The sequence below is a fragment of the Mesorhizobium sp. M7A.F.Ca.US.014.04.1.1 genome, assembly GCF_003998745.1.
GTDB lineage: Bacteria > Pseudomonadota > Alphaproteobacteria > Rhizobiales > Rhizobiaceae > Mesorhizobium > Mesorhizobium ciceri.
Genome location: NZ_RZRW01000911.1, coordinates 1 through 1,595 on the forward strand (window position 1 = coordinate 1; position 1,595 = coordinate 1,595).

A 1,595-nucleotide genomic window follows, 5' to 3' on the forward strand; every position below is an offset into this window, starting at 1 on the left:
CCCCGATGAGAAAAAAGCCTTTCACATCTGAAACCCGCAGCCGCCGATTGCAGCTCAAGCCGAATGCAGGCCTTCACTGCACCAAAAAAGTCCGCTACACATAAGGCATGGTGCATTCATGGCCTTGCGGACGGGCGAAGCCGTGAGGCGATACTCGCCCACGCCTCGACCAGTCACGGCACAGCGGATTGAGCGAGTACTCGACCGCGTCGCCGAAATCATTGTGGCACGAGGTGACCATGGTGAGGCATGGCTCCCGTTATACGACCACTTGGAACGCGCCTTGCAGGACCACTGGGCGAAGGAAGAACGTCTTGCCGCAGTGCGTCAGCGGGTCATACGGTCCCAGGATCGAGCGGCCACACGATCTTCATAGTTCCTGTTGCCACATCTTCATGTCGCCGTCCTCGCCATATTTCGGCCGGTAGATCGGGTAGCCCATCAACATGCGCCGAAGCTCCTCGCCGAGCCTACCGTTCTTCATGCGGTCTTCGAACGAGTGGCGCGCAGTGAATAGACAGTGTGTATTGTTCTCGACGGTCGCCGACCGCGTCAACAGATGGTGATTTGGCAGGCTCGCCTATCGTGCTCTCGGCTAGTCCGCAGGATCGTGCCGAGGAGCTCGGCGACCAATATCTCTGCGAGAGGCTGATAAACAAATCCAGAGACACGGCATGGGCGGTATCGGACACGCGCTGCTTGTGGATTTCGCCCAGCATCAACGATGCCTACAAGGCATCGTCAGCAGCCTCGCGAAAATCTCTGGCGTGCGGGATTTTATACGGTCAGTGGTGTCGAGGGCGCGGCGCACGAACACGCAGCTCTCGTCTCTGACCCCTCTGAGCACACGGCGATAGTAATGGAAATGATCGCCCCTCCGTTGAAAGAAGCGGTCGGGAGATGCTCTCCGCGTCGTCTTCCCACGTCTGGGATGCACCATTTGGAAACAGCCGCAAGGCCGACTGCCTGAGCGTGCGGATCACGCGGCCGCAGCTCAGGGCGCAGCAGTCCGCGTTGCCCACCCCCCACTTAGCAGCCCTGTGCCTTCAGGGACCGGACCATCCGCACGACAACAGGGTCATATGGTTTCTTTTCCGATTTCCTGTAATTAATTATGAAAAGCGCGGCGCGGTCGCCGCAGACCGTGATTGCGCGGACATAGCGGATCTCGCCATTCTTGACACCCGAGTAGCTTGCCCATCTGGATGTTATGCGCCGATAGGTCAGTCGCCAACCGGACTTTTTGTCCTCTATCATGCGGTGCTCGATCTCGGCGCGAAAACTGGCTTTGCCCAATCGTCCGCCCCAAACGACTAGGGACGCTTCTCTCGGCCCCAGAAAAGCCGCGCCTTGATCCGAGTGCTGGGTGAGGACGAAACCTGGAGGAATATCGAATGTAAAGCCAAGCTGCCGGACGCCAAAGGGCTGCCATGCTTCGGCCCGAAGCAATGTGGTGCAATAGAGACAGACTGTAAGGCCCAGCAAGAAGTGTCGCATCGCGCTGATTTAGCGTCGGCTAACATGGCGACCAGACCGACATGGGGTCCGAGACGTAAAATGTGCAGTTCAAAGCGGGCTTCCCTCCGCGTCAGTGC

1 protein-coding gene is annotated in these 1,595 nt (G+C 58.6%); it reads right to left on the bottom strand.

What is annotated here, in order from left to right; all coding sequences use genetic code 11:
• Nucleotides 1-1,029 precede the first annotated feature (1,029 nt).
• A complete protein-coding gene (locus EOA22_RS38310; protein ID WP_245478749.1) occupies nucleotides 1,030-1,485 on the bottom strand; it encodes a hypothetical protein in 456 nt (151 codons plus the stop codon).
• Between the last annotated feature and the right edge of the window lie 110 nt (nucleotides 1,486-1,595).